The sequence below is a fragment of the Streptomyces sp. NPDC093260 genome (assembly GCF_040683715.1).
In the GTDB taxonomy this organism is placed as follows: Bacteria; Actinomycetota; Actinomycetes; order Streptomycetales; family Streptomycetaceae; genus Streptomyces; species Streptomyces sennicomposti.
The window spans coordinates 22,579-29,223 of the sequence record NZ_JBFBEK010000051.1 but is presented as its reverse complement, the minus strand read 5'-3'; the positions used below and the strand labels follow the sequence as shown (position 1 = coordinate 29,223).

5 protein-coding genes are annotated in these 6,645 nt (G+C 73.7%); 1 reads left to right on the top strand and 4 read right to left on the bottom strand.

Features of this window, described 5'->3' with window-relative positions:
* Nucleotides 1-145: 145 nt before the first annotated feature.
* Nucleotides 146-871, bottom strand: coding sequence for a GAF and ANTAR domain-containing protein (locus tag AB0N63_RS35335; RefSeq protein ID WP_365535979.1), 726 nt, complete (start codon nt 869-871; stop codon nt 146-148).
* A gap of 177 nt (nt 872-1,048) precedes the next feature.
* Here AB0N63_RS35335 and AB0N63_RS35330 point away from each other — a divergent pair, with 177 nt between their 5' ends.
* On the top strand, nt 1,049-1,525 hold the full coding sequence (locus AB0N63_RS35330; protein WP_365535977.1) for a PPOX class F420-dependent oxidoreductase: 477 nt from the start codon (nt 1,049-1,051) through the stop codon (nt 1,523-1,525).
* Nucleotides 1,526-1,759: 234 nt separating this feature from the next.
* Here AB0N63_RS35330 and AB0N63_RS35325 read toward each other — a convergent pair whose 3' ends face one another.
* From AB0N63_RS35325 to AB0N63_RS35315, 3 genes are all read right to left on the bottom strand, one after another.
* Complete coding sequence (locus AB0N63_RS35325) at nt 1,760-2,524, bottom strand: TetR/AcrR family transcriptional regulator C-terminal domain-containing protein (RefSeq protein ID WP_365535975.1); 765 nt, start codon at nt 2,522-2,524, stop codon at nt 1,760-1,762.
* Between the two features lie 210 nt (nt 2,525-2,734).
* Entirely contained in the window at nt 2,735-5,056 is a 2,322-nt protein-coding gene (locus AB0N63_RS35320; protein WP_365535973.1) for a glycosyltransferase family 39 protein, read from the bottom strand.
* Nucleotides 5,053-6,633, bottom strand: a complete 1,581-nt coding sequence (locus AB0N63_RS35315) for a glycosyltransferase (RefSeq protein WP_365535971.1) — start codon at nt 6,631-6,633, stop codon at nt 5,053-5,055. Before AB0N63_RS35315 ends, AB0N63_RS35320 begins: the two co-directional genes overlap by 4 nt.
* Between the last annotated feature and the right edge of the window lie 12 nt (nt 6,634-6,645).

The window sequence follows — 6,645 nt, the reverse complement described above, 5'->3', positions numbered from 1 at the left end:
ACCACCCTCAAGGTCGAACTCGACATCCAAGCCGTCCAGGGCACCACCCTCCCCACCGCCTGAGCGGCCGGGAACGGCACGGAAGAAGGGCAGGTCCGCGCGTCCGCGGGCCTGCCCTCGTCATGTCCCGACGCGCGTCACACCGTCAGGTGGCGTTCCTCTTCGCGTCGACGACCCTGCGGGCGATGTCGCGGAGTTTGACGTTCTCCCGCTGCGAGGTGCGCACCAGGCTGTCAAAGGCCTCGGCCGCGTCGATGTCCTTGCGCTCCATGAGGATGCCGGTGGCCTGGCCGATCAGGTCGCGGGTGCGCATCGCCTCGGTGAGCTGCTCGCGCACGGTCGCCGAGTCCAGGGCGAGGCTCACGTGCGCGGTGAACAGCCGGCCGATGCGGGTGGCGTCGGCGTCGAAGGCGCGCGGCTTGCCGGCGTAGGCGGTGAGCACGGTCAGCCGCCGCTTCTCGGCGCGCAGCCGCAGCGCGAGCGCGGAGCGCAGCCCGGCGTCGGCCAGCGACCGGCCGCCCTCCTCCGTCTCACTGTCCGTCAGCCGGACCACGGGCGCGTGCCAGAGCTGGTCCCAGTACGGCACCTGCGCCCGGCCGTCGTCGGCCTCCTCCGCGGTGCGGACGACTTCGTCGGTCCGGGCGACGCTGCGGCGGCGGCCGTCGCGTTCCAGCACGGAGATGCCGGCGTGCTCCGCCCCCGGCAGGAGCTGCACCGCGAGGCGCACGGCGACCTGCATGGTGCTGTCCGGAGTGGTGGTGTCGTGCAGTTGCTGGGCGGCCGCCGTCAGGGCCTCGGGCAGCTCGATGTCCCCCAGAAAATGGGGCAATTCAGAAAAGTCGGACGCAGGCACCACGAACCTCTTCGGCATGCACGGCACTGAGGCCATGCGCAGGAGAGCTCCGCAGCACATTCCCGACTGCGAGCACAGGACGAACAGAACCTTATCTCGTCCGTCCGCGCGATTTACGCCTGGTAGACGGTCGGCTTGCGCCCCGGCGAACCGACACGGCACGGCTGCGCGAGGCGGTCCGTCTAGGCTGCGGGCATGGCACCGAACATCGCGAGCAACACCCGCGTCTCGCGGGACGAACTGCTGGACTTCGTACGGCCCCGCCACCGCGCCCTGCTGCTGACCCGCCGCTCCGACGGCGGCCCGCAGGCCTCGCCGCTGACCTGCGGCGTGGACGACTCCGGGCGGATCGTCGTCTCGACCTATCCGGAGCGCGCCAAGACCCGTAACGCCAAGAGGGACGCGCGGGTCAGCCTGGTCGTGCTGAGCGACGAGTGGAACGGGCCGTGGGTGCAGATCGACGGCACCGCCGAGGTGATCGACGCGCCGGACTCGGTGGAGCCGCTCGTCGAGTACTACCGCAACATCGCCGGCGAGCACCCCGACTGGGACGAGTACCGGCGGGCCATGATCAAGCAGGGCAAGTCGATCATCCGGATCACCCCCGAGCGGTGGGGTCCGGTGGCCACCGGCGGCTTCCCGGCGCGTCTGGTGGACGACGAGGAGGCTTAGGGCCTGTTCGGAAAGTGGCGCTGTCCGCCCGAAGGGCGGGCCCCGCGGCGTCCGGTGCGTGTGATCGCAAGGCGGAGGGTCGTCCTCGTAGGGCGTACGTGGACGATCCCGACAACGCGGCGAGCGCGCGTGCCAGGCGTCCCGAGACAGCACACCTAGGGCCTTCGGCGGCGGTCGGTCAGGCCGGTCCCGACGATCCCGGGCGGCCGTTCCCCGGCGGCCCTGAGCGAGTGGTCAGCCCCGGGCGGCCATCGCCTCGATGCCCGCGACCAGCAGGTCCAGGGCGAAGGCGAAGTCGCGGTCGAGAATCTCCGCCACCGTGTCGCCGCCCCGGGCCGTCAGCAGGTCGCGGGACTCCTCGATCACCCCGGCGGTCTGCGGGTCCCGGCGCACCGACTCCAGGGACTGCCGGTAGTACTCGTCGGACGTCAGCCCCGAGTCCGCGATCCGGCCGAAGAAGTGGCCCTCGATCGTGCCGTACCCGTACACGAACTGGAAGACGGCCGAGATGGCGCCCGTGATGCCGTGCGCGGGCAGCCCGGTACGGCGGACCACGCGCCGCACCTCGCGCGAGTAGGCGAGGGCGTTCGGGCCGATGTTCGGGTAGCGGCCGACCAGCGGCGGCAACCAGGGGTGGCGCACCAGCACCGCCCGGTAGCCGACGGCCAGCCCGCGCAGTTCCTCGCGCCAGTCCTCGCCGGTGTCCGGGCGGGGCAGCGGCAGCTCGCCGAAGACGGCGTCGAGGGCGAGTTCGAGCAGGTCGTCCTTGGTGTCGACGTACCAGTACACGGACATCGCCGTGACGTTCAGCTCGGCGGCGAGCCGGCGCATCGAGAACCGGTTCAGCCCCTCGGCGTCCAGCAGCCGCACCGTGGCCTCGGTGATCCGCGCCCGGTCGAGCCCGGACGGCTGCCCGCCGCCGCGCCCGCCCCGGCGCTCCTTGCCCGCCAGCCAGACACTGCGGCGCGTCGCGCCCTCGGCCCCGGCCGTCCTCACCATCGCGCACCTTCCTCGACTTCCGAACCGGCGGACATGCGAAGGGGCCCGTACCCCGGGGAAATCCTCCCCGCCATGGAGTGTGCCCGCTCCTGCCGGTACGGCAACAAGGTCGTCCCGGGGGAAGGGGAGGTGAGCGGGCGGACGCGGGGAGGCGGCGGCCGGGTGGGCCACCGCCTCCGTGGGCGCCGCGGTCGGTGCGGCGCAGGGCTGTCAGCTGCCGGTCACCGGCTGGGTCAGGTCGTAGAAGGCGGCCGAACCGGCCGTCACCTTCTTGAAGTTCTTCTCCACCCATGAGGTGATCTGCGCGGACGTGCCGTTGTCGCTGCCGCCCATGCCGCCGCCCATGCCGCCGCCCGAGACGAAGTAGTGGATCCTCCCCTGCTCCACGTACTTCTCGAACTGCGCGAGGGTCGGGGACGGGTCGGTGCCGTTGAAGCCGCCGATCGCCATCACCGGGTCGCCGGTGGCGAGCTGGTAGCCGGCCGCGTTCTGGGAGCCGACGGAGGCGGCGACCCAGGTGTACTTCGACGCGTCCTGCTGCAGCAGCAGCTTGGCCGCGGAACCGACCTGGGCGCCGTCGAGCAGGCCGCCCATGCCGCCGCTGCGGCCGCGCTCGCCGCCGGTCCAGCCGCCGCCGGGGAAGCCGGTGCCGCCGTTCTGCCGGCCCTGCCCGTTCTGGCCGTTCTCGCCGTTCTGCTGGCCCTGGCCGTTCTGGCCGGGCATGCCGCCACCGGGGAACCCTCCGGTACCGCCCGGGAACCCGCCGCCGGGGAAGCCGTTGCCGTTCTGCCGGCCCTGGCCGTTGGCGCCGCCTGCGGGGAAGCCGCCGCGCATGCCGCGACCGCCGCCGCCGAAGCCCATCCGGCTCGCGCCCGCCGGGCCGGCCGTCGGGATGGACCCGGTGTGCGCGGAGTTCACCGTGCTCAGCGTGTACGCGGTCGGACCGGCCAGGGAGGTCGCCAGGGCCGCGGCCGCCGTGACGAGCGCGACCCGGCGGCCGAGCCGACCGGCGAAGACCAGACCGAGGGCCGCCGTCAGACCGCCCACCAGCACCAGCCACTTCAGCCAGGGCAGGTGGTCCGGGGTGCGGTTGAGCAGGACGTAGCCCCAGGCCGCGGTCGCCGTGACCGCGGCGGCCAGGGCGAGCGCCGCCCACAGCCGGGAGCGCCGCGCCCACAGGGCGGTCGCGCCCATGCCGACGACGGCGGCGAGGTAGGGCGCGAGGGCCACCGTGTAGTACTGGTGGAAGATGCCGGCCATGTAGCTGAAGACCGCCGCCGTCATCACCAGCGAGCCGCCCCAGGCGAGGAAGGACGCGCGGGCCAGGTCGGTGCGCGCCGCCTTCCGGGTGAGCACCAGCCCGGCGACGAGCAGGATCAGCGCGGCCGGCAGCAGCCAGGAGATCTGGCCGCCGATCTCGGAGTTGAACATCCGGTCCCAGCCGGTCTCGCCCCACTGCCCCGTGCCGCCGCCCCGGCCGCCACCGCCGCCGCCCACGCTGCCGGTCTCGTCGCCGTTGATCCGGCCGAGGCCGTTGTAGCCGAAGGTCAGCTCCAGGAAGCTGTTGTTCTGCGAACCGCCGATGTACGGCCGCGAGGACGCGGGCCACAGCTCGACGATCGCCACCCACCAGCCGCCGGAGACGACGATCGCCGCCGTCGCGAGCGCGAGCTGCCCCAGCCGCCTCTTCAGCCGCACGGGCGCGCAGACGCCGTAGAGGAGGGCCAGCGGAGGCAGGATCAGGAAGGCCTGCAAGGTCTTGGTGAGGAAGGCGAGGCCGACGGCGACGCCCGCCCCCACCAGCCACCTGGTGCGGCCGTCCTCCAGGCCCCGGAGGACGAGGTGCACGGTCAGCGCCATCAGCAGCGCGAGCAGCGCGTCCGGGTTGTTGAACCGGAACATCAGGGCCGCGACCGGCGTGAGCGCCAGCACCCCGCCCGCGATCAGCCCGGCCGCCGGGCTGAACCGGCGCCGTACGGACGCGTACACCACGGCGACCGTGAGGACGGCCATGATCACCTCGGGGACGAGGATCGCCCACGAGCTCAGTCCGAAGATCCGTACCGACAGGGCCATCGGCCACAGCGCGGCCGGGGGCTTGTCGACGGTGATGGCGTTGCCCGCGTCCAGCGAGCCGAAGAAGAACGCCTTCCAGGACGTGCTGCCCGCCTGCACGGCCGCCGAGTAGAAGGAGTTGGCGTAGCCGGAGGCGCTGAGGTCGTAGAGGTAGAGGAGCCCGGTGGCGAGCAGCAGGGCGAGGAAGGCGGGGCGCGCCCAGCGCGGGTCCTCCGGCCGGCCGCGCAGGAGGCGGCGCGCGAGGGGCTGCTTCGGCTCGCCGGCTCCGGGTGCGGGGGCGGATTCGGGCGTGGGCGTGACTCCGGGAGCGTACGCGGGGGGCGGCGGGACGGCGGGGACGACGGTCGCCGTGCTGCCGGCGGCTGCCGTGGTCGCCGGGGGCGCGGTCGGTGGCGGACCCCAGGACGAGGGCTCCGCGCCTTCCTGCCGGCCCGTCCGGTCGTGCTCAGTGGTCATCGGGAGTCCTTCGGATCGGTGTCGTTCGGACGCACCGGTCGCCGTCGCACGGTCGCGTCCCGCCGGGTGCGCCCGGCGCCGTCACCGGCACGGAACGGGGTGGTGCCGCGGACCGCGGTGTGGTGCGCGGAGGCGGCGTGCGGGGCGTCGCGGGAGGCGCCGTGCGGGGTGTCGTACCCGGTGCTCGGGGTCGTGGGGCGCTGCGGGAGCGGGCCGGGCACCGGGAACGGCCGGCCTCCGTCGGCGCTCGTGACGTACATCCGTGCGGACGGCCCGCGTACGTCGCCGTCGGCGCCGGAGGTCCCGGCGCCGACGGAGGCGGGGGCGGCCGGCTGCGGCCGGCGGTCGGGGAAGACCCAGGCCCGCAGGAGCAGGAAGCGCAGCACGGTCGCCGCGAGGTTGGCCGCGACCAGCACCGCGAGTTCGGTGGAGTGCGCCGGGCTGCTGGTCGCCGCGTTCAGGGCGGCCAGCGAGCCGCTGGTCAGGACGAGGCCGATGCCGAAGACGACGAGCCCCTGCGCCTGGTGGCGGACGGCGCCGCCCCGGCCGCGCACCCCGAAGGTCAGGCGCCGGTTGGCGGCGGTGTTGGCGACCGCCGAGACCAGCAGGGCCGCAGCGTTGGCGGTCTGGGAGCCGGCGAACTGCCGGAAGAGGCTGTAGAGCAGCAGGTAGAAGAGGGTGGACAGGACGCCGACGACGCAGAAGCCGACGAGCTGGCGGGCCAGCCCCCCGGGTACGTCCTGGATCTCGCGGTCGCGCGGGTCGTCGCCGAACGGCCGGGCCAGCCGGTCCAGCGGCAGCGAGCCGGTGGCCAGCGCCCTGCCGACCCGCCACACGCCCTTCAGGTCGTCCGTCGCCGTCCTGACGATGTGCACCGTGGAGCAGGGGTCGTCGACCCAGTCCACCGGCACCTCGTGGATGCGCAGCCCGGCCCGTTCCGCCAGCACCAGCATCTCGGTGTCGAAGAACCAGCCGGCATCCTCCACCAGCGGCAGCAGCGCCTGGGCGACGTCGCGCCGGATCGCCTTGAAGCCGCACTGGGCGTCGGAGAAGCGGGCCTGGAGCGAACCGCGCAGGATGAGGTTGTAGGCGCGGGAGACGAACTCCCGCTTGACCCCGCGCACCACCCGCGAACTGCGGGCGTGCCGGGAGCCGATGGCCAGGTCGGAGTGGCCGGAGATCAGCGGGGCCACCAGCGGCAGCAGCGCGTTGAGGTCGGTGGACAGGTCCACGTCCATGTAGGCGAGGACCGGCGCCTCGGAGGCGGACCAGACGGTCCGCAGGGCGCGGCCCCGGCCCTTCTGCTCCAGCCGGAAGCTGTCGACCTCGGGCAGGTCGGCCGCCAGCCGGGCGGCCACCTGCGGGGTGCTGTCCGTGGAGGCGTTGTCCGCGACGGTGATGCGGAACGCGTACGGGAAGGTGCGCGCGAGGTGCTCGTGCAGCCGCAGCACGCACGGTCCGAGGTCCTTCTCCTCGTTGTAGACGGGGATCACTACGTCCAGGACAGGCGGACCGGCGTCGCCGGCCGGGAGGTGCTCCCGCGCCGGCAGGGTGCCGGGAGAAGAGTCGGTTCGCATGCCCCTGACTCT

Coding starts and splice junctions, on each gene's coding strand:
- AB0N63_RS35335 (WP_365535979.1), bottom strand. CDS start 871: ATGCCGAAGAGGTTCGTGGTGCCTGCGTCCGACTTTTCTGAATTGCCC.
- AB0N63_RS35320 (WP_365535973.1), bottom strand. CDS start 5,056: ATGACCACTGAGCACGACCGGACGGGCCGGCAGGAAGGCGCGGAGCCC.
- AB0N63_RS35330 (WP_365535977.1), top strand. CDS start 1,049: ATGGCACCGAACATCGCGAGCAACACCCGCGTCTCGCGGGACGAACTG.
- AB0N63_RS35315 (WP_365535971.1), bottom strand. CDS start 6,633: ATGCGAACCGACTCTTCTCCCGGCACCCTGCCGGCGCGGGAGCACCTC.
- AB0N63_RS35325 (WP_365535975.1), bottom strand. CDS start 2,524: ATGGTGAGGACGGCCGGGGCCGAGGGCGCGACGCGCCGCAGTGTCTGG.